Source organism: Cupriavidus phytorum, from assembly GCF_003254285.1.
In the GTDB taxonomy this organism is placed as follows: Bacteria; Pseudomonadota; Gammaproteobacteria; order Burkholderiales; family Burkholderiaceae; genus Cupriavidus; species Cupriavidus phytorum.
In genome coordinates, this window is sequence record NZ_QKZN01000014.1 from 94,922 (window position 1) to 118,171 (window position 23,250).

General features: G+C 68.8%; 21 protein-coding genes. 8 read left to right on the forward strand and 13 right to left on the reverse strand.

Translation table 11 applies throughout. The annotated features are described in order from the left end of the window. Positions 1-56: 56 nt before the first annotated feature. Positions 57-1,739, reverse strand: a complete 1,683-nt coding sequence (locus tag C7416_RS25385; protein WP_111521462.1) for an L-lactate permease — start codon at positions 1,737-1,739, stop codon at positions 57-59. 415 nt (positions 1,740-2,154) lie between these two features. Between C7416_RS25385 and C7416_RS25390 the strand changes: the two genes are divergently transcribed. Further along, a complete protein-coding gene (locus tag C7416_RS25390) occupies positions 2,155-2,808 on the forward strand; it encodes a LysE family translocator (protein WP_111521440.1) in 654 nt (217 codons plus the stop codon). A gap of 27 nt (positions 2,809-2,835) precedes the next feature. On the opposite strand, the gene C7416_RS25395 is transcribed toward C7416_RS25390, so the two are convergent. From C7416_RS25395 to C7416_RS25425, 7 genes are all read right to left on the reverse strand, one after another. Then, positions 2,836-3,480, reverse strand: coding sequence for a glutathione S-transferase family protein (locus C7416_RS25395; protein WP_111521441.1), 645 nt, complete (start codon positions 3,478-3,480; stop codon positions 2,836-2,838). A gap of 49 nt (positions 3,481-3,529) precedes the next feature. Next, positions 3,530-4,714: an aminotransferase-like domain-containing protein gene (locus C7416_RS25400; protein WP_111521442.1), complete on the reverse strand. Its 1,185-nt coding sequence runs from the start codon at positions 4,712-4,714 to the stop codon at positions 3,530-3,532. A 75-nt stretch (positions 4,715-4,789) separates the two neighbouring features. Next, positions 4,790-5,257: a RidA family protein gene (locus C7416_RS25405; protein WP_012353394.1), complete on the reverse strand. Its 468-nt coding sequence runs from the start codon at positions 5,255-5,257 to the stop codon at positions 4,790-4,792. Positions 5,258-5,268: 11 nt separating this feature from the next. Next, the gene (locus tag C7416_RS25410; RefSeq protein WP_373424963.1) at positions 5,269-6,264 is read right to left on the reverse strand and encodes a DMT family transporter; all 996 of its coding nucleotides are present in this window, start codon (positions 6,262-6,264) and stop codon (positions 5,269-5,271) included. 38 nt (positions 6,265-6,302) lie between these two features. Next, positions 6,303-6,965, reverse strand: a complete 663-nt coding sequence (locus tag C7416_RS25415) for a LysE family translocator (RefSeq protein ID WP_111521443.1) — start codon at positions 6,963-6,965, stop codon at positions 6,303-6,305. After that, positions 6,962-7,675, reverse strand: coding sequence for an alanyl-tRNA editing protein (locus C7416_RS25420; RefSeq protein ID WP_111521444.1), 714 nt, complete (start codon positions 7,673-7,675; stop codon positions 6,962-6,964). Before C7416_RS25420 ends, C7416_RS25415 begins: the two co-directional genes overlap by 4 nt. A gap of 33 nt (positions 7,676-7,708) precedes the next feature. Further along, complete coding sequence (locus C7416_RS25425) at positions 7,709-8,386, reverse strand: VOC family protein (RefSeq protein ID WP_111521445.1); 678 nt, start codon at positions 8,384-8,386, stop codon at positions 7,709-7,711. An 84-nt stretch (positions 8,387-8,470) separates the two neighbouring features. Between C7416_RS25425 and C7416_RS25430 the strand changes: the two genes are divergently transcribed. The 6 genes from C7416_RS25430 to C7416_RS25455 all read left to right on the forward strand — a co-directional run bounded on the left by C7416_RS25430 (position 8,471) and on the right by C7416_RS25455 (position 15,200). Next, positions 8,471-10,021, forward strand: a complete 1,551-nt coding sequence (locus C7416_RS25430; RefSeq protein WP_111521446.1) for an aminotransferase-like domain-containing protein — start codon at positions 8,471-8,473, stop codon at positions 10,019-10,021. Between the two features lie 118 nt (positions 10,022-10,139). Further along, entirely contained in the window at positions 10,140-12,050 is a 1,911-nt protein-coding gene (gene htpG, locus C7416_RS25435; protein ID WP_111521447.1) for a molecular chaperone HtpG, read from the forward strand. Between the two features lie 87 nt (positions 12,051-12,137). Then, the gene (locus C7416_RS25440; protein ID WP_111521448.1) at positions 12,138-12,641 is read left to right on the forward strand and encodes a DNA-deoxyinosine glycosylase; all 504 of its coding nucleotides are present in this window, start codon (positions 12,138-12,140) and stop codon (positions 12,639-12,641) included. A gap of 231 nt (positions 12,642-12,872) precedes the next feature. Beyond that, entirely contained in the window at positions 12,873-13,310 is a 438-nt protein-coding gene (locus C7416_RS25445) for a universal stress protein (RefSeq protein WP_111521449.1), read from the forward strand. A gap of 224 nt (positions 13,311-13,534) precedes the next feature. After that, a complete protein-coding gene (locus tag C7416_RS25450) occupies positions 13,535-14,287 on the forward strand; it encodes a tetratricopeptide repeat protein (protein ID WP_111521450.1) in 753 nt (250 codons plus the stop codon). 40 nt (positions 14,288-14,327) lie between these two features. Continuing rightward, positions 14,328-15,200 (forward strand): class I SAM-dependent methyltransferase, encoded by an 873-nt coding sequence (locus tag C7416_RS25455; protein ID WP_111521451.1) that lies wholly within the window; start codon positions 14,328-14,330, stop codon positions 15,198-15,200. Positions 15,201-15,254: 54 nt separating this feature from the next. Here C7416_RS25455 and C7416_RS25460 read toward each other — a convergent pair whose 3' ends face one another. Continuing rightward, positions 15,255-16,895, reverse strand: a complete 1,641-nt coding sequence (locus C7416_RS25460; protein WP_111521452.1) for an ABC transporter substrate-binding protein — start codon at positions 16,893-16,895, stop codon at positions 15,255-15,257. A 118-nt stretch (positions 16,896-17,013) separates the two neighbouring features. Here C7416_RS25460 and trmB point away from each other — a divergent pair, with 118 nt between their 5' ends. Beyond that, on the forward strand, positions 17,014-17,700 hold the full coding sequence (trmB, locus tag C7416_RS25465; protein WP_111521453.1) for a tRNA (guanine(46)-N(7))-methyltransferase TrmB: 687 nt from the start codon (positions 17,014-17,016) through the stop codon (positions 17,698-17,700). Between the two features lie 64 nt (positions 17,701-17,764). Here trmB and C7416_RS25470 read toward each other — a convergent pair whose 3' ends face one another. From C7416_RS25470 to C7416_RS25480, 4 genes are all read right to left on the reverse strand, one after another. Further along, a complete protein-coding gene (locus C7416_RS25470; protein WP_111521454.1) occupies positions 17,765-18,967 on the reverse strand; it encodes a DUF2863 family protein in 1,203 nt (400 codons plus the stop codon). 108 nt (positions 18,968-19,075) lie between these two features. Continuing rightward, positions 19,076-19,240: a hypothetical protein gene (locus tag C7416_RS29225; protein WP_181461318.1), complete on the reverse strand. Its 165-nt coding sequence runs from the start codon at positions 19,238-19,240 to the stop codon at positions 19,076-19,078. Positions 19,241-19,465: 225 nt separating this feature from the next. Then, positions 19,466-22,171 carry an aconitate hydratase AcnA gene (acnA, locus tag C7416_RS25475; RefSeq protein WP_111521455.1) on the reverse strand — a complete coding sequence of 902 codons (2,706 nt, stop codon included), beginning with the start codon at positions 22,169-22,171 and terminating at the stop codon, positions 19,466-19,468. A gap of 217 nt (positions 22,172-22,388) precedes the next feature. Beyond that, positions 22,389-22,949 (reverse strand): hypothetical protein, encoded by a 561-nt coding sequence (locus C7416_RS25480; RefSeq protein WP_111521456.1) that lies wholly within the window; start codon positions 22,947-22,949, stop codon positions 22,389-22,391. Positions 22,950-23,250: the final 301 nt, after the last annotated feature.

The following is a 23,250-nucleotide window of genomic DNA, read 5'->3' on the forward strand; positions in this document are numbered from 1 at the left end:
CACCAGCGGCACCAGCGGCACCAGCGGCACCAGCGGCACCAGCGGCACCAGCGGCGTCAGGGGTGGTGGATCACCATATGCGTGAACGGCGGCACGTAGGCCTGCAGCGTCACGAACAGGCCCACCAGGATCGCCAGCACGATCGAATGGAAGAACACGTAGCGCAGGATGTCGCCCTCGTGCCCGTACCACTTGGTCGCGGTCGAGGCCACCACGATCGACTGCGCGTCGATCATCTTGCCCATCACGCCGCCCGAGCTGTTGGCCGATGCCATCAGCACCGGCGACAGCCCCAGCTGCTCGGCGGTGGTCTTCTGCAGGCCGCCGAACAGCACGTTAGAGGCGGTGTCCGAGCCGGTCAGCGCCACCCCCAGCCAGCCCAGCATGGTGCCGAACAGCGGGTAGAACACGCCGGTGTGGGCAAAGGCCAGGCCCAGCGTGGCATCGAGGCCCGAGTAGCGGGTCAGGTAGCCGACCCCGAACATCGCGCAGATGGTCAGCAGCGAGTAGCGCACCAGCTTGATCGTTTCCCAGTACTCCTTGAACAGCCGCGGCACCGAGTAGCCCATCAGCAGGCCGCCGGCGACGGCGGAGACGAAGATGCCGGTGCCGGCCATCGACAGCACGTTGAAGTTGAACACCGCGCCTTCGATGACTTCCCTGGGCACCACCGGCGGCACCTTGACGATGGCCTTGTCGAGGCCCGGCACCGGGAATTTCCAGGCCCACAGGCTGTCCATCAGCTTCTTGAATTCGGGGATGCCCCAGACGAACACGAATACCGTCAGGATTACCCACGGCATCCACGCCTTGGCCACCGAGATCCCGGCCGAGGCGGCGCTGGCGCGGGCGTCGGCCGCCAGCGCCTCGGGGTGGTCGACCTTGGAGTCGTCGTGGCGGCCCAGGATCTTGGTCGAGGTCCAGATTTCCTTCGGATGCCAGACCTTCAGGAACAGCGTCAGCGCGCCCATCGACACCAGCGCGGCGATCACATCCACCAGCCACGGGCCGTGGAAGTTCGACACCAGGTATTGCGGGATGGCGAAGCTCACGCCCGCCACCAGGATCGCCGGCCAGATCGCCAGCATGCCGCGGAAGCCGGCAAAGGCCCAGATCAGCCAGAACGGCACGATCACCGAGAAGAACGGCAGCTGGCGCCCGATCATCGCCGACAGGTCGAGCAGGTCCAGCCCGGTCACCGAGGCGAGGCCGATGATCGGCGCGCCCAGCGCGCCGTACGCCACCGGCGCGGTGTTGGCGATCAGCGCCAGGCCCGAGGCCGCCAGCGGCGAGAAGCCCAGCCCGATCAGGATCGCGCCGGTCACGGCCACCGGCGTGCCGAAGCCGGCCGCGCCCTCGAAGAAGGCGCCGAAGCTGAACGCCACCAGCAGCAGCTGCAGGCGGCGGTCTTCGGTGATGCCCGAGATCGAGTTCTGCAAGACCTTGAACGATCCGTTCAGCGTGGTGAGCCGGTGCAGGAAGATGATGTTCAGCACGATCCAGCCGATCGGGAACAGCCCGGACACGATGCCCAGCCCCGCCGCCTTGCCCGCCATGGCCGCCGGCATGCCGAACACGGTCGACGCGACCACGATGCCGATCACCAGCGCCAGGCCCGCCGCCAGGTGCGCCTGCATATGAAAGAACGCCAGCGCTGCGAGCAGCACGGCGACGGGAATGCCCGCGGCAATGGTCGACAGCGCCATATTGCCTAGCGGGTCATAGACTTGACTCCACACGATCGAAATCCTCCTCTGGTTTGGCTCGGGCGCCCGGGCGATCTGCGTGCCCTGGAACTCCCGCATGCGCTTTGCACCGGCGTGCGGTATCCGCCGCGCCGGCAAAGAACAAGGATTTTAAAAAAGGGCTTGCCGGCGCCCGCCGTACATCGCGTCATGATCGCGATGAGCCACATTCAGGGATCAGGGTTTGCCCGGAGAGCATGGCGGCGCACATGCGGCCCTTGCGGCACACCCGGCCAGAGTACTCTAAACGGCGCCCGTTGCAAAAGTATGCAAGCCAGCCGCGCGCCCGCATGACTGGCCCTCGCGACGATTCCGGCCGGCTGGCGCGGGCGCGGCCATCGCGCCATACTGGCGGGCAGCGCGCCGGCATACCGCCGGCGCCATTCCACTTTCAGGCGAGGTGTCCCCCATGACTGAATTCCTTCCGCCGTGGCCGTTGCTGACGGCCTTCGTGGTAGCCAGCCTTGCGCTGGCGATCACGCCGGGCCCGGCCGTGGTCTATATCGTCACGCGCACGCTGGCGCAGGGGCGGCAGGCCGGGCTGGCCTCGATCGGCGCGGTGGCGCTGGGCAACCTGGGCAATGCCATCGGCGCCTCGCTGGGACTGGCGGTGCTGTTCTCGGTCTCGGCCCTGGCCTTCACGGTGGTCAAGTACGCCGGCGCGGCCTACCTGATCTGGCTGGGCCTGCGCGCGCTGCGTGGGGCCGGCACCAGCGCCGCTGGCGGCGCCCCGGAAGTGTCGCAGCGCAGCCTGCGCCAGGTGGTGCGCGATGGCTTCGTGGTGGCGCTGCTCAACCCCAAGACCGCGATCTTCTTCGCGGCCTTCCTGCCGCAGTTCATGAACCCGGCGGGCTCGGCGCTGGCCCAGAGCCTGGCGCTGGGCGTGGCCTTCGTGCTGATCGCCGCGACCACCGATGCCTGCTACGTGATGGCCGCCGCCGCGGTGATGCCGGCACTGCGCCGCGCCGGCCGGGCACGCGCGCTGGGCCGCTACCTGACCGGCGCGGCCTTTATCGGGCTGGGGGTGTTCACGGCGGCGTCGGGCTCGCGCGCGCCGAAGTAGCAGGGCGGGTGAAAAAACTGCCGCGGCTCAGCGCAGCGGCAGTTCCAGGATGCCGCCCGCGGCGGGGCGGGCGCGCATGGCGTTGAGCCAGCGCTCCAGATCGGGGCGCGGCTGGTGCTGGCGCGGCAGTCCCATCCAGCGGTGCGCGGCGCAGGCCAGCGAGATGTCGGCCATGGTGAAGCGGTCGCCGCCGATGAACTCGCGCCCGGCCAGGGCCTGGTCGAGCAGCGCGGCCAGTGGCTCGGTGCGCTCGCACGAGGTCTCGATGGCGGCCGGGTCGCGCTCGGCTGCGGGCTTGCGCACCAGGTTCAGGAACGCCGTCACCATCGCCGGGCTGAAGGCGGTGGTCTGCCAGTCCATCCAGCGGTCGGCCGAGGCGCGCGCCTTGACGTCCTCGGGCCACAGCGTGCCCTCGCCGTAGCGCGCGCACAGGTAGCGCACGATCGCATTGGACTCCCACAGCACGAAGGGCTCGCCGCCGACATCCGTGCCGCGGAAATCCTCGATCACGGGGATCTGGCGGTTCGGGTTCAGGCGCACGTAGGCCTCGGTGTCGAGGTCGCCCTTGGTCACGCCGATATCGATGCGCTCATGGTCCAGGTGCAGCTCGCGCGCGCACCAGACCACCTTCTGCACGTTGATGGAGGAAAGCCGGCCCCAGATACGCAACATGTCGTCTCCCAAGTCAGGTGCGCCCGCGTTTGCCCGTTGATCCGTGGCTTCAGGCGGCGCGCGGCTGCCGTGCCGCGGCGATGGCTTCGCGGAACAGTTCGCCGAGGATCGCCACGCCCTGCTCGATGCGCTCCGCCGGCACCGTGACGAAGGCCAGGCGCAGCGCGTTGCGCTTCGGGTTGTTGGCGTAGAACGGCGCGCCCGGCACGTAGGCGACGTTGCGCCTGACCGCTTCTTCCAGGATCACCATGCTGTCCAGTCCCTCGGGCAGCTCCATCCAGATGAACATGCCGCCTTCGGGCGTGTTCCAGCTGACGCCCTCGGGCATGTGGCGCGCGAGCGCATCCAGCATGGTCTGGCACTGCTTGCCGTAGAGCTCGCGGATGGTCGGGATGTGGGTGTCGAGCAGGCCGTCGCGCACGGTCTCGTAAGCCACGCGCTGGGTGAAGGTGGGCGTGTGCAGGTCCGACGCCTGCTTGGCCTGGCACAGCTTGAAATGCAGCTCCGGCGGGGCGATCACGTAGCCCAGGCGCATGCCGGGGGCCAGCACCTTCGAGAACGAGCCCATGTAGATCACGCCGTCAGGGTTCATCGACAGCAGGCTCGGCAGCTGGTCGCCGGTGTAGCTGAGCGCGCCGTACGGATCGTCCTCGACCAGCAGCACGCCCAGTTCCTGCGCGCGCGCCACCAGCGCCTGGCGGCGCTCCAGCGGCAGGCGGCGCCCGGTCGGGTTCTGGAAGTTGGGCAGGGCGTACAGGAAGCGCGCGCCGGCGGTCAGCTCGGGCGTCAGCGCCTCGGGCAGCAGGCCCTTGTCGTCGCTTGGGATCGAGACGAATTCCGGCTCGAACAGCGAGAACGCCTGCAGCGCGCCGAGGTAGCTGGGGGTTTCCACCATCACCTTGCTGCCCGGGTCGATCATCACCTTGGCGATCAGGTCCAGCGCCTGCTGCGAGCCGGTGGTGATCAGCACGCGCTCGACCGCCACGTCATGGCGCCGGGCGACGAACTCGCGCAGCGGCAGGTAGCCTTCGGTCGCGGCGTATTGGAGCGCCGCCTGCGGGTTGTCGGCGAACACGCGGGCCGTCGCGGCTTCCATTGCCGCTACCGGGAACGACGCCGGCGACGGCAGGCCGCCGGCGAACGAAATGACTTCCGGACGCTCGGTGACCTTAAGGATTTCGCGGATGGCCGAGCTGGTGAGTTGCTGCGCCCGGCGGGAAATGGCCCATTTCATGATGTGTCTCTAGTCTGCGGTGATTCTTGGGAGAGCGGCACGGCAACGGCCGGCCGCCCGGTCAACGATAAAGCTTCAGCCCTGCACTTCGGCGATCAGTTCGATCTCGACGCACGCGCCCAGCGGCACCTGCGCCACGCCGAACGCGCTGCGCGCGTGCTTGCCCTTGTCGCCGAAGACTTCGGCCAGCAGCTCGGAGGCGCCGTTGGTGACCAGGTGCTGCTCGGTGAAGTCGGTGGTCGAATTGACCAGGCTCATCACCTTGACGATGCGGGTGACGCGGTTCAGGTCGCCGACATGCGCATGCAGCGTCGCCAGCAGGTCGATGGCGACGGCGCGGGCGGCGGCCTTGCCGGTGTCGGTGTCGATGTCCTGGCCCAGCTTGCCGGTCCATACCTTGCCGTCCTTGCGCGCGATATGGCCGGACAGGAACACGGTGTTGCCGGTCTGCGCGGCCATCACGTAGGCGGCGGCGGGGGCGCTGACGGCCGGCAGTTCGATGCCGAGGCGGGCAAGGGTGTCGTAGACCGAGGTTTGGGACATGTAGGCTCCAGTCAGTGAATGCGTCCGGGAAGGATCGGTGAGGGTTCCGGGGCGGGTGCGGATTGCTGCACGGCGGCGCGGCGGCCCAGGGCCACGACGGCAATCACCGCCACCGCGAAGGCGATGGTGGCAGCGTCGAGCGGCTCGGACAGGATCAGCGCGCCGCCCGCCAGCGTCAGGAACGGCTGCAGCAATTGTATCTGGCCGACGCGGGCCACGCCGCCTTTTGCCAGGCCGGCGTACCAGAAAAGGAAGCCCACGAACATCGAGAACACCGAAACATAGGCCATGCCGCCCCAGGCCCGCGGCGACGCCGCGGCGATCGCCGGCAGGTCGCGCAGCGTCAGCCAGGCCACCACCGGCACCAGCACCGGCAGCGATACCACCAGCGCCCAGCTGATGGTTTCCAGCCCGCCCAGCTCGCGCGACAGCTTGCCGCCCTCGGCGTAGCCGAGCGCGCCCAGCAGCACCGCGCCGAACAGGAACCAGTCGGCATGCTGCAGCCCGCCGGCGCCCTGCCATACGGCAAAGCCGACCACCAGCGCGCTGCCGGCCAGCGCCGACAGCCAGAACGCCGGCGACGGCCGCTCGCGCCCGAACCATGCGGCGAACACCGCGGTCGCCAGCGGCAGCAGCCCGATCACGATGGCGCCGTGGCTGGCCGGCACCTCGCGCATGGCCAGTGAAGAAAACAGCGGAAAACCCGCCACCACGCCCAGCGCGGTCACGGCCAGCCGCGCCCATTGCCCGCCGCGCGGGCGCCGGCCCGCGCGCAGCGCGCCGCGCCACGCCAGCAGCGCCAGCGCCAGCAGCGCGGCCAGCACGGCCCGCGCCAGCGCGACGAAGATCGGGTCCAGTTCGGCCACCGCCATGCGGGTGAACGGCAGCGTCTGGCTGAAGATCGCCACGCCGATCAGGCCCAGCAGCATGCCGCCGGAGGCCGGCACGGCAGCAGCCGGAGGTGTCGTCGATAAGGGAGGTTGCGGAGCGGGGCGGCTGTCGGGCATGGTTGGCCTCTGTGTTGTCAGGGGTGTCGGGCGCGTGCTCAGGCTGGCGCGGGAATGCCGGGGCGGGCCCCGACCGCAATCCACAGCGCCGTCAGCGCCAGCGCCGCGCCCATGGCGCGGTTGAACCAGCGCACGCGCTGGCCGTGCTGCAACCACTGCCGCAGCGACGCGCCCACTGCGCCATAGACGCCGTTGCTGACGAAGCCCAGCACGCCGAACACGCCGCACACCAGCAGCACGCGCTGCACCGGCGACGCCGCGCCCGCCATGTACGACGCCGCCACCGCCAGCGCCAGCATCCACGCCTTGATATTGGCGTACTGCAGCGCCGCCGACTGCCACACGCTGAGCGGGCGCAGCACCTGTTTTTCGGCCAGCGCGGTGCTGCGCGCGATCTTCCACGCCAGCCACAGCAGGTAGGCGACGCCGGCCGCGTGCACCGCGGCGGCCAGCGCGGGCTGGCCCAGCACCAGCGCGCCTACGCCCAGCGCGCACAGCGCCAGGATGCTGGCAAAGCCGAAGGCGACGCCGACGCAGTGCGGCAGCGTCGCGCGCAGGCCGAAGTTGGCGCCGCTCACCGCGGCGATGGTGGTGTTCGGTCCGGGCGTGAACAGGCCGACCGTCAGCAGCGTCAGCAGCGCCGCGAACTGCGCCGCGCTCAGGCCGGTGAGCAGCTCCGTGAGCAGTGCGGAAGCGGTCATGCGAACGCCACCGCCACGCGCCGGTTGGTGCGGCTTTTCTTTTCGATCCTGGTCACCACCACCGCGCCGATCTCGCCGGTGCTGGCCACGTGCGTGCCGCCGCACGGCTGGCGGTCGACACCGGGGATCTCGATGATGCGGATGCTGGCCGTGCCCGCCGGCGGCGCGGCGCCGATGGTGCGCACCAGGTCGGGCTGCGCGGCCAGTTCCTGCGGCGTGATCAGCGTGGTGCGCACCGCGGTGTTGGCGCGGATCAGCGCGTTCAGGCGCTCGCTCAGGTCGGCCTTGTCGAGCGTGGATTCGGGCAGGTCGAAGTCGATGCGCGCGCTGTCCGGCGAGATGCCGCAGCCCGTCACCGGCACCGGGATCAGCGAGCCCAGCAGGTGCAGGCAGGTGTGCAGCCGCATCAGCCGGTGGCGGCGGTCCCAGTCGATCGCCACGGTGACGCGCTCGCCGACGCGCGGCAGCGGCGCCCCGGCGGCCGGCACATGCAGGATGCGGCGGCGGTCGTCGGCGTAGACCGTGTCGACGATGGCCACGGCGCGCCCGTCGGCCAGCGTCAGCGTGGCGGTGTCGCCGGCCTGGCCGCCGCTGCGCGCATAGCACACGGTCTCGTCGAGCTCGATGCCCTCGGCGCTGGCGGCCACCACGGTGGCGGCGCAGTGGTCGAGGTACGGGTCTTCGTCGAAACGCTTGCGGGTGGCGGACATCGGGGGCTCCTTGGGGCTTGTTGTGAGGGACGGCTAGCGCAGGGTGCGGATGCCCTGCGCGGTTTCGATCTCGGCCATCAGTCCGGGCGGGCCATCGTCCTGATCCACCGCGAGCAGGTGGTCGGCGCCCAGCCATGCCAGTCCCTGGCGCAGCAGCTCGGCGCGCGGGTGGTGCGCGCACAGCCGGCGCAGCGCCAGGTCCTGCCGCGGCAGGCTGGCGCCGGGGGCGGGGGTCACGTCCCACTGGATCAGGCTGGGGAGCGCGCCGTCGCCGGCGCTGCCGGCTTCGCCGGGCCAGGCCGGCAGGCTGCCGTCGGCGGGCACGGTGATGCGCCAGTGCAGGCTGCCGCGGCTCATCGGGATGACCGGGGCGATGCGCTCGGGATACTGCGCCTGCCAGCGGCTCAGGTCGGCGGGCCGTTCCACGCGCGCGGCCCAGTGCAGCAGGAACGGGCCATCGCGCAGCCGTTGCCGGACCGCTTCGCTGTCCAGGCCGAACCAGCGCGGCCGTGCCGGCGCGGCCGCGGCCGGATCGATCGCGATCACTTCCAGGTAGATGCCGCCGAACAGGCCCAGCACGCGGTTGTGCGTGCCCATGGCCGCATGCGCGCCGCCGCCCTGGGGCGCAATGCCCAGCACGCCGGCAACGTAATCCGTGCCGGCGTCGAGGTCTGGGGCGGCAACGACGAGGTGATCGAGGGCTAGCTTCATCTTGGCTTGATGGTAGACAAGGTACTCGGTACAGTACCGGTACAGTTGCACGGATCGTCTTCAGTACAGTTGCAGGAGCAGCACATGGATGCCCAATCCAGCAAGGGCGACGGCGGCGGCGACAGCGCCGCCGCGGCCCGCCAGAAGGATAGCCGAGGCGGCACGCAAGCCCCAGCCGGCGCCGCGCCGGCGCGCGCGCTGCAGCTGGTGCTGCCGTCCACCGCGCGCTTGCCCGACCCGGTGCCGTCGGCGCAGATGACGCTGGTCGAGCAGCTGACCGAATGGGCGCGCATGCGCATCGACGAGCGCGTGTTCCGCGCCGGCATGCGCATGCCGTCGATCCGGCAGCTGGCGCAGGAGAAGGGCATCTCGCGCTTTACCGTGGTCGAGGCCTACGAGCGGCTGGTGGCGCTGGGCTACCTGGAATCGCGCCGGGGCTCGGGCTTCTACGTGCGCGAGCGGACCCCGGCCGCGCCGGCGGCGCCGGTCTCGCGCGACGCGCCGGCGGCGCGCAAGATCGACGTGACCTGGCTGCTGCGCAGCATGTTCCATACCGCCGAGGCGCACAAGGCGCCGGGGCTGGGCTTCCTGCCCAACGACTGGCTCGACGGCGAGCTGATCGCCAGCGCGCTGCGCGGGCTCGGCCGCCAGCCGGGCAACCACTTCCTCGCCAGCGGCACGCCGCAGGGCTTCCTGCCGCTGCGCCAGCAGCTGCGCACCCGCCTGGAAGAACTTGAGATCCGCGCCGGCGCCGAGCAGATCGTGCTGACCTCGGGCATCACCCAGGCGCTCGACCTGATCGCCCGGCTCTACCTGCAGCCCGGCGCCGCGGTGCTGGTGGGCGACCCGGCGTGGTTCGTGATGTTCGGCCGCTTTGCCGCGCAGGGCGCGCAGGTGATCGGCGTGCCCTACACCGGCGAAGGGCCCGACCTGGAGGCGCTGGAGCGCATCGTGCAGGCGCGCCGCCCCAGGCTGTTCGTGATCAACTCGGTGCTGCACAACCCGACCGGCACCTCGCTGTCGGCGGCCAAGGCGTTCCAGCTGCTGCGCATGGCCGAGCAGTACGACTTCCTGATCGTCGAGGACGACATCTACTGCGACCTGTGCCCGCCCGGCCACGCCGCCACCCGTCTGGCGAGCCTGGACCAGCTGCGCCGGGTGATCTACCTGGGCAGCTTTTCCAAGACGCTGGCGGCCAACCTGCGCGTCGGCTTCGTCGCCGCGCACCCGGAGACGGCCGCGGCGCTGACCGACAGCAAGCTGCTGGCCGGGCTGGCCACGCCCGAGATCAACGAGCGGGTGCTGTACAAGGTGCTGACCGAAGGGCATTACCGCAAGCACGTCGAGCGCGTGCGCACGCGGCTCGACCGCGCCCGCGACGACACCCGGCAGGAGCTGGAGCGGCTGGGCCTGCGCCTGTTCCCGGGCCAGCATGCCGGCATGTACCTGTGGGCCGACACCGGCCGCGATTCCAACGCCATCGCCACCGCCGGCCACGAAGAAGGCTACCTGTTCGCGCCGGGCAGCCTGTTTTCGCCGTCGCAGATGCCGTCCGGCTGGATGCGCTTCAACGTCGCCAGCAGCGGCGATCCCGACATGCTGCGCTTCCTGGCGCGGCAGCTCGAGCGGCTGTAGCCGCACCGCCAGTCGCGCCACCGGGTCTTGAAAATGGCCCGGGCGTCCCTATTTTTGCCGGCACGGCCCCGGTGGCCACCCAACCCATCCAGATTCGCCTGTTTTCAAGAGGAGAACCATGACCGCACCGCACGAGACGATGAGCTTCCAGGCGGAAGTGAAGCAGCTGCTGCACCTGATGATCCACTCGCTGTACAGCAACAAGGAAATTTTCCTGCGCGAGCTGGTCTCGAATGCTTCGGACGCCACTGACAAGCTGCGCTTCGAGGCGATCGCGAATCCGTCCCTGCTCGAGAACGACGCCGACCTGGCCATCCGCATCGAGGCCGATGCGCAGGCGCGCACGCTGAAGATCACCGACAACGGCATCGGCATGAGCCGCGACGAGGCCATCCGCAACCTCGGCACCATCGCCCGCTCGGGCACCAAGGAGTTCTTCCAGCAGCTGTCCGGCGACCAGCAGAAGGACGCGGCGCTGATCGGGCAGTTCGGCGTGGGCTTCTATTCGGCCTTCATCGTCGCCGACAAGGTCACCGTGGAAACGCGCCGCGCCGGCCTGGGCGCCGAGGAAGCGGTGCGCTGGGAAAGCACCGGCGACGGCGAGTTCACCGTCGACGCGATCGCGCGCACCGAGCGCGGCACCACCATCACGCTGCACCTGCGCGAGGGCGAGGACGACTTCCTGTCGGCGTGGCGCCTGAAGAGCATCATCCAGAAGTACTCGGACCATATCTCGCTGCCGATCCGCATGCCCAAGGAAGTGTGGGACGCGGAAGCCAGCAGCTACAAGCGCACCGACGAGTGGGAGAGCGTCAACCAGGCCAGCGCGCTGTGGACCCGCGCCAAGTCCGATATCACCGACGAGCAGTACACCGCCTTCTACCAGCACATCGCGCACGACAACGAGGCGCCGCTGGCGTGGACCCACAACCGCGTCGAGGGCCGCAGCGAATACACCCAGCTGCTGTACATCCCGGCGCGCGCGCCGTTCGACCTGTGGGACCGCAACCACAAGGCCGGCCTGAAGCTGTACGTGAAGCGCGTCTTCATCATGGACGACGCCGAGCAACTGCTGCCGGGCTACCTGCGCTGGGTCAAGGGCGTGGTCGATTCCGCCGACCTGCCGCTGAACGTGTCGCGCGAGCTGCTGCAGGAAAGCCGCGACGTCAAGGCGATCCGCGAGGGCTGCACCAAGCGCGTGCTGTCGATGCTGGAAGCGCTGGCCGACAGCGAGGACGAAGCCGAGCGCGCCAAGTACGACACCTTCTGGCAGCAGTTCGGCCAGGCGCTGAAGGAAGGCGCCGGCGAAGACCAGGCCAACCAGGAGCGCGTGGCAAAGCTGCTGCGCTTCGCCTCGACCCATAACGACACCGCCGAGCAGAACGTGTCGCTGGCTGCCTATGTCGGCCGCATGAAGGAAGGGCAGGACAAGATCTACTACGTCACGGCCGACACCTGGTCCGCCGCCAAGAACAGCCCGCACCTGGAAGTGTTCCGCAAGAAGGGCATCGAGGTGCTGCTGCTGACCGACCGGGTCGATGAATGGATGCTGTCGTTCCTGCGCGAGTTCGATGGCAAGGAGCTGGTGTCGGTGGCGCGTGGCGATCTCGACCTGGGCAAGCTCGCCGACGAGGCCGAGAAGGCCGAGCAGGAGAAGGCCGAAGCCGACTGGAAGGACGTGGTCGAGCGCGCCAAGGCCGTGCTCGCCGGCAAGGCCAAGGACGTGCGCGTGACGCTGCGCCTGACCGAATCGGCATCGTGCCTGGTCTCGGACGAGGGCGACATGAGCGGCTACCTGCAGCGCCTGCTCAAGCAGGCCGGCCAGAAGGCGCCCGACGCCCAGCCGATCCTGGAGCTGAACCCGGAGCATGCGCTGGTGAAGAAGCTGCGCGATCTGCAAGGCGAGGAATCGGGGGATGCCTTCAGCGACCGCCTGCAGGTGCTGTTCGACCAGGCGCTGCTGGCCGAGGGCGGCATGCTGGAAGACCCGGCGGCCTACGTGCAGCGCGTGAACAAGCTGCTGGCCTGAGCGGACGCGATGGGGTTTCCGCTCTCCCATAAATTAATGGGAGAGCGGAGACCGCCATCGCAGATTTGCTCGGCCTGCGTTGCTGCCATGCCCGACACCTCTACGCCTCAAACCGATCTCCACCAGGGCCTGCCCCCCGTCATCGACACCCACACCCGCGTGCTGGTGCTGGGCAGCTTTCCCGGTGCCGCGTCACTGGCCGCGCGCCAGTATTACGCCCATCCGCGCAACCAGTTCTGGCCGCTGCTGGGCGCCCTGACCGGCGAGCCGCTGCCGGAACTGCCCTATGCCGAACGGCTGGTGCGGCTGCTGGCGCATCGCATCGGCGTGTGGGACGTGCTGGGCGCGTGCCAGCGCGAAGGCAGCCTGGACAGCAATATCCGCTATCCGCAGGCCAACGATTTCACGCGCCTGCGCGCGCTGGCGCCGTCGCTGCGGCGCGTCGGCTTCAATGGCGGCACCTCCGCCCGCTTTGCGCCGCAGTTTGCCGCGCAGGGCTACGAGACCGTGGTGCTGCCGTCATCCAGCCCGGCGCATGCCGCGCGCAGCTTCGAGCAGAAGCTGGCGCTGTGGCGCAGCCTGCTGGACTGAGAGGCTTGTCGCCGCATTGCGTGTATGGAATCGGCCTGCCCGGAAGTGACGCGTTCCGGATTGTCGTGGGCCATCGCGCACCTATACTGGAATCGGGCCGGCCCATGATTCCAAACCGGGAGTATCGGCCGCTCCTTGTGCGCCTTGCGGGCTCGCACTTTCTGACGCATGGCGCGAATGCATCGGAAGTGAGTTGCCTGAGCCGGCAAAGTTGCAGGCAAGGAGGCAATCATGTTCAAGCATCTCCTGCTGGCGGTCGATGGCTCCGACCTGTCTGAATCGGCGTTCCGCAAGGCGCTCGCGCTGGCGCGGGACATGGGGGCGCGTACCACCGCGGTGCGCGTCTGTCCGAACTACCACGTGCTGACCTACCAGGTCGAGATGCTGGAGGACACGCGCGAAACCTACGTCAAGGAAGCCGCGGCCGGCGCCACGCAGTACCTGCGCGAGCGCGCCGAGGAAGCCAGCGCGGCGGGCGTGCCGTGCGACACCGCGTACGCCGTCAACGACCATCCCTACGAAGCCATCATCAAGACCGCCGAGGACAAGGGCTGCGACCTGATCGTGATGGCATCGCACGGGCGGCGCGGCATCCAGGGCATGCTGATCGGCAGCGAGACGCTGAAGGTGCTGACGCACAGCAAGATCCCGGTGCTGGTCTATCGCTAGCACCTGCGACGCGCGGCAAACCAGCAGGCCCCGGGCACCGGTTGCGACACCGGCGCTGCCGGGGCCGCTTTTTTTGCCGCCGCCAGGCGCTTCTGGCATCCTGAGGGCCTGTCCGCAGCCTTGTCTGCAGCCCTGTCCGGCGCCTGCGCCGGGCCGCCGCCGCGCCTTTCTGTCACAATGCCGGCGGCTGGCGCGCCCGCCATGGTTTCAAAGGTGATCTCCCTATGCGTATCTTCGGCATCAGCATCCATATCATCGTCGCACTGTTCTTTGCCGTGCACGCGGTGCGCACGCACCAGAACATGTACTGGCTGCTGATCCTGTTCCTGTTCCCAGGCCTCGGCAGCCTGGTCTATTTCTTTGCGATCTTCCTGCCCGAGCTGCGCCAGTCGCGCGGGGCGCGCGCCGCCACGCGCGCCATCTCGCAACTGGTCGACCCCAACCGCGCGGTGCGCGAGGCCCGCACCGACTTTGACCGCGCCCCGACCGTGGCGCACCGCATGCGCCTGGGCGCCGCGCTGCTCGAAGCCGGCGAGCCGGCCGAGGCGCTGCAGCACTACCAGGCCGCGGCCAACGGGCCGTTTGCCTCCGATCCGGCGCTGCTGCAGGGGCTAGCCCAGGCGCAGTTCGCCACCGGCGACGCGGCGGCGGCACTGGCGACGCTGGAAAAGCTGTTCGCTGCCAGCCCGCATGCGCGCCAGCAGCCCGTGCCCGCCTTGCTGTATGCTCGCGCGCTGGCCGCCACCGGCGCGCCCGGCACGCGCGCCGCGTTCGAGCAGGCACTGACCAGCGCCAGCGATGTCGCGCCGCGCTGCCTGTTCGCCGACTGGCTGGCAACGCAGTCCGACGCCGCCGACCGCGAACGCGCGCGCCAGCTCTATGCCGAAATCGTCCACGACGCCCGCCACTGGCCGCGCCATGCCCGCGAACACAACCGCGAGTGGCTGCAGCGCGCGCAGGCGGCGCTGGGCAAGTAAGGCGCGGGCCGGCGCCCCCGGTCCATGTATTCCCGACAATATGACCCTACTGAAACGCAAATCGATTGAAGCCGTGGCCTCGCGCCGACCGGCACGCGGCACCCGCACCCGCGGCCAGGCGCCGGCCCGCGAAGAAAAACGCATGACGCCGCGCTTCGCGCCGGTGACCTTCTCGGAAATGGAAGGGGTGCGCTACCTGCACTTCGGCACCGAGTGGGTACAGGGCGCGATGCGGCTGCGCAAGCCGGACGCGATCGAGCTGGAATACGCGCAGCAGATGATGGCCTGGCTGCTGTTCCTGTCGCCGTCGGCCGATGAATTCCACGTGGTGCAGCTGGGCCTGGGCGCCGCGGCGCTGACCAAGTTCTGCCATCGCCAGTTCAGCCGCGCGCGCGTGACTGCGGTCGAGCTGAACCCCGCCGTGATCATCGCCGGGCGCAGCATGTTCGGCCTGCGCGAGGACGACGCGCGCCTGACCGTGCGCGAGCAGGACGCCTGGGACTACGTCATGGACGGCGCCCACGCCGGCGCCATCGACGTGCTGCAGGTCGACCTGTACGACGCCACCGCGCGCGGCCCGGTGCTGGACACCACCGCGTTCTACCGTGCCTGCCGCCGCACGCTGAGGGGGCCCGGCGTGATGACGATCAACCTGTTCGGCGACCACGACAGCTTTCCGAAGAACATCGAGCGCATCTGCGATGCCTTCGACAACCGCGTGCTGGTGTTTCCGGAAGTGCATGACGGCAACATCATCGCGCTGGCCTTCAACGGGCCGGAAATCGATGTGTCGTGGGCAGTGCTGGACGCGCGTGCCGACGTCGTCGAGGACACCACCGGCTTGCCGGCGCGGGATTGGGTGCAGAAGCTGCGCGCGGCCAATGCGCGGCAGGAAGAGCGGTTGAGGATTTGACGCCTCTCTCCCGCATGCGGGAGAGAGGAGAAAACCCGCGGCGCGCGGTCGTCCTCACTCCTTGTGAAAGAACTGCGCCAGCGACCACTCGTCGGTGCGCGCCTCGTACTTCAGCCCCTTCTTCATTGCCCACATCGCCAGCTGGCTGTGCGACGGAATGATGGCGTGGTCGGCCAGCGCGAACTTTGCCGCGGCGCGGGCATTTTCCTCGCGCGCCTTGTCGCTGCTGACCGTGGTCAGCGATTTCTCGATCAGCTGGTCCAGCTGCGGGTTGCTGTACTTGCCCCAGTTCCAGGTGCCGTAGCCGGTCTTCGGGTTGGGCGTGCCGGTGATCGAGCGCAGCGCCACGTCGGCCGCGGCCGAGCCCCAGCCCAGCATCTGGAAGGCAAACTCGCCCTGGCGCGCGCGCGTGAAGTAGGCCGCCACCGGCATGGTTTCCACCCTGGTCTGGATGCCGATGCGGGTCAGCATGCTGGCGGTGGCCTGCGCCACCGCGGCGTCGTTCAGGTAGCGGTTGTTGGTGGCGTGCAGCGTCAGGCCAAAACCGTCGGGGTAGCCGGCCGCGGCCAGCAGTTTCTTCGCGCCTTCCGGGTCATAGGCATCGGGTTTGGTGCCGGGATGGCCGAAGATCTGCGGCGACACGATCGACGACGCCGGCACCGCCAGCCCCTCCATGATGCGGCTGACGATGGCGTCGCGGTTCAGCGCCTTGCTGACCGCGGCGCGCACGCGCGCATCCTTGAACGGGTTCTTGCCCAGCGGCTTGCCAGCCTTGTCGGTGACGAAGGGCGGGTTGTCGCGCGACTGGTCCATCTGCCAGAACACGGTGCGCCACGACACCTGCTGCTCGATTTTGAACTTCGGGTTCTGCTTGAGCCTGGCGACGTCGGCCGACGGCACGCTCTCGATCACGTCGACATCGCCCGCCAGCAGCGCGGCGCTGCGCGCGCCGTTGTCGGTGATGATGCGGAATACCGCGCGGTCCCACTCGGGCTTGGGGCCCCAGTAGTCGGGATTGCGCGCCATCACGATTTCCTGGCCGCGCGCAAAGCGCACGAACTTGAACGGGCCGGTGCCGATCATGGCCTTGCCCGAGTCGAAATCGTTCTGCGTCAGCGTGGCCGCGACCTTTTTCGGCATGATCGGCACGCTGTTCAGGTCGTTGGCCAGGTTGGCGTAGTTGGGCACGCTCATGGTCAGGCGCACGGTGAGCGGGTCGGGCGTGTCGATGCGGGCGATCGGCTTGGTGTAGCTGGTGAACGAGCCCGGGCTGTTGACCAGCTTCTCCGGGCGCTCCAGCGACGCCTTGACGTCTTCGCTGGTAAAGGGCGAGCCGTCGTGCCACTTCACATTGGGACGCAGCTTGATTTCCCAGGTGATGGCGTTGACTGGCTTCCACGACAGCGCCAGGCCGGGGATGTAGCGGGCGTTCTTGTCCATGAACACCAGCGACTCGAACACATGCAGGGCGATGGCGTTGTTGGGGCCGGCATTGTTCCAGTGCGGATCCATCGACGTCACGTCGGCGGCCAGGCCGATGCGCAGGTCTTCGGCATGCGCGGCGCCGGCCGGCAGCAGGGCGAAGGCGGCACTGCCGAAGACGAGCGCCGCGGCGGCACGGAGCACCGCGCGGCGCGCAGGGATGGCACGGTGGCGCGGCGGATGTTGCGGCGGCAGGGCGTGGAGGGTTGGCATCGGGCAGGCTCCTCGTACGGGTCCGCGTGCTCGCGGACGGGTTCTCAGACGGGTTTGTCCCGCATTGTGCCGCTAAAGTGGCATGGTTGCAGCCTTGCCGGCAAGGCTGCCCGGTAAAATGGCGCCCATGTTCGCCAATTCCCGCACCATCGTCTCGGCGCAGTCCGATGTTCATGAACACCTGGCCGCGCGCGTCGCGCGCCACCTGGCCGAGCCGTTTCGCAAGCCCATCGGCGAACCCAGCCGGCGCGAGCTGGCCGCGGCGCTGCAGCGCTGGCAGCAGGCCGGCGGCGCCCCGCTGATCCTCGATGCCGGCTGCGGCGTCGGCGAAAGCACGCTGCGCCTGGCCACGCAGTTCCCCGATCATTTCGTCATCGGCGTCGACCAGTCCGAAAAGCGCCTCGCCGCCGGCAAGGACTGGTGGGGCGACGCGCCGATGCCGGCCAATTTCTGCTGGGCCCGCGCCGACCTGGTCGATGTCTGGCGGCTGCTGCAGGCCGATGCTGTGCCGGTGGCGCGCCACTACGTGCTGTACCCGAACCCGTGGCCGAAAATCGGCCATCTCGGGCGGCGCTGGCAAGGGCACGCGGTGTTCCCGGCGCTGGCGGCGTGCGGCGATTACCTGGAATGCCGCAGCAACTGGCGCATCTATATCGACGAATTCGCGCAGGCGCTGGAACTGGCGGGACGGCCGGCGCGGGTCGAGGCCTGGGCGCCGGCGCAGCCGATGACGCCGTTCGAGCGCAAGTACGCGGCCTCGGGCCATGGCTTGTGGCGCTGCGTCAGCGAGCGGCAGCCCGGCTGAACGCCCAATGAAAAACGGCCCGCATTGCGGGCCGTTTCGCTGTCTGGCTCGCTGCCAGCGCGTCTTAGTGGAACAGCGGCTGCTGCGTCGGCGCGTCTTCCGGCAGCTCGGCGTGGACGATCTCGCCATTGCGGTCGGCGTACAGCGGCGTGCCGCAGTCTTCGCAATATTCCGGATCGAACAGCGCGGCGTGGCGGAAGATGTCCTCGACGCCGGCATTGCGCAGTTCCTCGCAGATCTGCTCGAGCGGATTGCCTTTTTCATCGGCATCGATCTCGCCGGCCTCGCGGCCGTAGACCGGCCAGACGATGCCGTAGATCACATCCTTCTCGCCGCGCATGGTGAAGCCGACGCGGTATTCCTCGACCACTTCCTCGCCGAAGGCGGCCACCACCGCGGCCAGCTGCCCCGCGGAGATGTCCAGCGTGCCGCACAGGTAGTTGACGGCGGCGCGCACGGTCAGCGGGCGGATGCTCTTGTCGGATTCGCGGCAGGACAGGAAGAACGCGTCCGGCAGCAGCAGCTCGAACTCGCAGCCCGGCAGCAGCAGCGCCACCGAAGGCTGCACCTGGCTGCGCCATTGTTCCAGGCAGGTCGAGCGCTCGGCGTGATGGTCCTTGGCGTCTTCCTGCCAGCGGAACAGCGCCTGTTCGCGCGGCGCCACCACCACCGCCAGCAGGTAGCGCGGGTCGGCCAGGATCGGCGCGGTCTCGGGCAGGTCGCGCAGGTCGACCTTGGGCACCGCGCCGGCCAGGGCGGCCGCGGCCAGCTTGTGCGTCAGCGCGAAGGTGTCGCTGTGCGTGCGCGGCAGCTGGTCGATGCTGTACAGGTAGGGCGACAGCGCGACCTTGGTACCGTTGGCGAGCACATGTGCCTGCAGATGCACCGCCAGCGTCTGCGCCAGTTCGGGCTTGAGCGCGCCGGACGGGATCGCGTAGCGGGTGTGCGCCAGGATCGGCGCGGCGATCAGCAGCGCGTCATAGTGCTGGCCGTCGACCTCGATCGAGGCGGATTCGGCCAGCGTCTCGGCCTGCTCGGCGAGCACGTCGGAGGCGTCGGCATTGTGCTTGAACAGGTGCTCCAGCGCCGCGTCGAGCGCGGTCTGGCTACCGTTCTTCAGCAGGCGGCCAAGGCGCTGCGAAAGTCGCCGTTCCCAGTATCCGTCCTCCATGCGGCTGCCCGATGCGTCGAGGGCGAGCGCATCGGCCACCAGACGCTCGGCGTCGGGAGAGAGTCGCGGGGAAGCCTTGGGGCGAAAACCTGCCATAGAAAGAAACCGTCCGTTTTTTGCGTAAAACGGTATTCTACTCGTTGCGTTGACAGGGAGACCGCTATATGCGTGCGGTCGATGTGGACGCTGCTGCCTGCGCGGCGATTATTTCTCGGCCGGGGCGGACGCCGCGGACGCTGCCGGGGCCGCGGGCGCGTGGCTCTCGACGCTGTGCGACTCGCCGGAAATGGAAACGTCGCTGCCGCCCTTGGTCAGCAGGTAGAGGGCCGCGCCGGCGACCACGATGAATGCGATGAGGATCTTGACCATGGTGTCTCCTGGTTCTGGGTGATGCCGGGGTCCGGCTTGCGGTCGTTCGGCCGCGTTCTTGTGCGACACAGTTTGACAGCCATGGCTTGCGTCAAACTTACACGCGGTGCGCGGGCCAACAGATGGCGCAGGTGATGCCCGGGTCGCAAGCGCCAATGAAAAAACGCCGCCTTGCCCCGCCCCTGGAAAGGGCGGGACCGGCGGCGTCGATGGCGCGGATGGCGCTCAGGCGGCCAGCAGCTGGCGCAGCACGAACGGCAGGATGCCGCCGTGGTTGTAGTAGTCGACCTCGATCGGCGTATCGATGCGCAGCAGCACCGGCACGCGCTGCACGTCGCCGTTGGCGCGCTTGATCACCAGCACCACGTCCTGCTGCGGCTTCAGGTCGCCCTCGATCCCCTCGATGTCGAAGGTCTCGTTGCCGGTGATGCCCAGCGTCTGGGCGCTGTCGGCGCCCTTGAACTGCAGCGGCAGCACGCCCATGCCGACCAGGTTGGAACGGTGGATGCGCTCGAAGCTGCGCGCAATCACGGCCTTCACGCCCAGCAGCTGGGTGCCCTTGGCGGCCCAGTCGCGCGACGAGCCGGTGCCGTACTCTTCGCCGCCGAACACCACCGTGGGCGTGCCCTCGGCGACGTACTTCATCGCCGCGTCGTAGATCGACATCTGCTCGCCGCTGGGCTGGTGGATGGTGATGCCGCCTTCCACGCGCGCGCCGTCCGCCGTCGGCGGGATCATCAGGTTCTTGATGCGCACGTTGGCGAAGGTGCCGCGCATCATCACCTCATGGTTGCCGCGGCGCGAGCCGTAGCTGTTGAAGTCGGCCTTGAGCACGCCGTGCGACAGCAGGTACTTGCCCGCCGGCGAGGTGTCCTTGATCGAGCCGGCCGGCGAGATGTGGTCGGTGGTCACCGAGTCGCCGAAGATCCCCAGCGCGCGCGCACCGCGCACGCTCGCCGAGGCCGCCGACGGCTCCATGCTGAAGTCCTGGAAGAACGGAGGCTCGGCGATATAGGTGGAGCGGGGCCAGTCGTAGACCTGGCCCTTGGTGCCCTGGATCGCACCCCACAGCTTGCTCGGCTTCTTGACCTGCTCGTAGTTGCCCTTGAAGGTCTTGGCGTCCATCGCGTACTTCATCAGCGCGTGGATCTCGTCGGAGCTTGGCCAGATGTCGCCCAGCCAGATGTCGCGGCCGTCCTTGCCCTTGCCGACCGGCTCGGTCATCAGGTCGCGCGTGACGTTGCCGGCGATGGCATAGGCCACCACCAGCGGCGGCGAGGCCAGGAAGTTGGCGCGGATGTTGGGGTGGATGCGGGCCTCGAAATTGCGGTTGCCCGACAGCACCGCGGCCGCGACCAGGTCGTTGCTGGTAATGGCCTCGTTCAGCTCAGGCGTCAGGTCGCCGGCATTGCCGATGCAGGTGGTGCAGCCGTAGGCGGTCACGCCGAAGCCCAGCTTTTCCAGGTACGGCAGCAGGCCCGCTGCCTTCAGGTATTCGGTGACCACGCGGCTGCCCGGCGCCAGCGAGGTCTTGATATGCGGCGCCACGCTCAGGCCGGCTTCGACCGCCTTCTTGGCCAGCAGGCCGGCGCCCAGCAGCACGCTGGGATTGGAGGTGTTGGTGCACGAGGTGATGGCGGCGATCAGCACGTCGCCGTTGCGCACTTCGATGCCGTCGGCGGTGCTGTAGCTGCGGCCCAGCTCGGCGGCGTCCTTGTTGAAGCCGTTCTCGGCCACCGGCTTGCTGAACAGCGAGGCAAAGGTGCTCTTGACGTTGCCGATCTCGATGCGGTCCTGCGGGCGCTTTGGCCCTGCCAGCGACGGCACCACCGTGGCCAGGTCCAGCGTCACCACCTTGCTGTAGTCGATTTCGCCGGCGCGGGGGATGCCGAACATGTCCTGCGCGCGGAAATAGCCCTCGAACGCGGCGATTTCCTCGTCGGTGCGGCCGGTGCCGCGGAAGTATTCGATGGTCTTCTCGTCCACCGGGAAGAAGCCCATGGTGGCGCCGTATTCGGGCGCCATGTTGCCGATGGTGGCGCGGTCGGGCAGGGCCAGGCTGGCGGTGCCTTCGCCGAAGAACTCGACGAACTTGCCCACCACCTTCTCCTTGCGCAGCATCTCGGTGATGGTCAGCACCAGGTCGGTGGCGGTCACGCCTTCGCGCAGCCGGCCCTTTAGTTCCACGCCGACCACGTCCGGCGTCAGGAAGTACACCGGCTGGCCCAGCATGCCGGCCTCGGCCTCGATACCGCCGACGCCCCAGCCGACCACGCCGATGCCGTTGATCATGGTGGTGTGCGAATCGGTGCCGACCAGCGTGTCAGGGTAGTAGACGCCGTCCTTGCGGTGCACGCCGCGCGCCAGGTATTCCAGGTTGACCTGGTGCACGATGCCGAAGCCCGGCTGTACCACGCCGAAGGTGTCGAAGGCCTGCATGCCCCACTTCATGAACTGGTAGCGCTCGTTGTTGCGCTGGAATTCCAGCTGCATGTTCAGGTCCAGCGCCTTCTTCTCGCGGAAGTGGTCGATCTGCACCGAGTGGTCGACCACCAGGTCCACCGGCACCAGCGGCTCGATCTGCTTCGGGTTCTTGCCCATCTTCTCGGCGACGTTGCGCATCGCCGCCAGGTCGGCCAGCAGCGGCACCCCGGTGAAATCCTGCAAGACCACGCGTGCCACCACGAACGGGATTTCGTCGACGCGCTCGGCGTTGGGCTTCCAATTGGCCAGCTGGCGGACGTGCTCCTCGGTGACCTTCTTGCCGTCGCAGTTGCGCAGCACCGATTCCAGCACCACGCGGATCGACACCGGCAGCCGGCCGATGTCCAGGTCCAGAGCCTCGCCCAGTTGGGGCAGGGAGTAATACTGGCCCTTGCCGGAAGAGCCGATGCTGAATTCTTTTAGCGTGTTCTTGAGGTTGTGGGGCATTGCCGTACTCCGATCGAAGGATGATGCGATGGCATTGGCTCGGACCTGAATCGAGACCCCGGTGCGCTGCCACGGCGTTTGACCGCGGTCCGAGGCAGGCAGCGCACTGCAACTGCATACTCTAACCGGGGTGCGGCTTTGCCGCCACCCGGCACGGCAAGGAAAAAGGGCGCTGGCGGCCGCAAAAAGGCAGCGGCCGCCAGCGCCCCGGTACGGCTTACTGCTTGGGCGCGGCGGTTTGCTGGGTGCTTCCCGGCTGAATCGTCTGGCCGTCCGGCGGGGTCACCAGCAGCGGGCTCGTGGCCGGGGCGCGCAGGCCGCCGGCCTGGGTCGGGGCCGCGGCGCCGGCCTGCATGGCGGCGCTCTGGCAGTCGTCGGCGAGGCGCTGGCCCAGGTTCTTGTTGAACAGCATGGCCTTGCTCGGGATCACCACCAGGTCCAGGCCGGTGCGGGCGTCGTAGTAGCGGTCGGCGCCGGTCACGGTGGCCTGGCGCGGCAGCTTGTAGTCGCGGCCTTGCCAGTGCACGGTCAGGACCTCATCGCGCAGCATGTCGCCGGCGATATACAGGCTGTTGCCCAGCTCGCACTGCCACTTCTCGCCGCTCGGGGCCACCGCGGCAGCGGTGCCGGCCGCGGCGGCCGCGCCGGCGGCGGCCTTCTTCTTGGTCGACGACTTCTTCTTGGTGGTGGTCTTCTTGGCCGGCTCCTGCGCCATCACGGCGGTGGCGGTGGTCAGGCTGAAAGCGCCGATGCAGGCGGCAAGGACAAGATGTTTCATTTTGTGAGTGCCTTTCGGATACTGAAATCGAGTGATGGTCATGTGCCGCCGGCAGGCGGGCGGCGCTGGGATCATTGCCGCCGCTATTCTCTACGATTTGGCCGGGGCGGCGTAGTGCTCTGGGCTTTGGTTACATAATCGGCGCCGCTGTTGGGCCGGCTTCACTTCGGCCGGCTTCCCTGGGGCCGGCTTCACTTGCGCTTGCCGATCGGCACGAACTTCAGGTTCTCCGGCCCGGTGTAGTTGGCGCTCGGGCGGATGATCTTGTTGTCGATGCGCTGCTCGATGATGTGCGCGGCCC